Source organism: Agathobaculum sp. TL06, from assembly GCF_054658635.1.
In genome coordinates this window covers 1-237 of sequence record NZ_BAAGGY010000100.1, presented here as the reverse complement: position 1 = coordinate 237, position 237 = coordinate 1, and the positions used below count along the sequence as shown (strand labels likewise).

Here is a 237-nt window from a genome sequence, read left to right as displayed (position 1 = left end):
ACGCGACGCACTGGAACGAGTTCGCGTTTCCGGCCGCTATGCTGACGGTCGATATGCTGTCGGACTCGGGTACCACCGCGATGACCAACCATCAGTGGGCGTCGCTGTTCCTGGGCGACGAGGCGTACGGCCGCAACACGGGCTACTATGTACTGCTTGATACCTTCCGCGACATTTTCGAGCGCGGGGGCGAAAAGAACTGGAAGAAGATCATCGACCTGGTGCGCACGGACTGCC

1 protein-coding gene is annotated in these 237 nt (G+C 60.8%); it reads left to right on the top strand.

Features of this window, described 5'->3' with window-relative positions:
* On the top strand, nucleotides 1-237 hold a 237-nt coding region (locus tag ACYQ3S_RS15805; protein WP_459690318.1), incomplete at both ends, for a beta-eliminating lyase-related protein.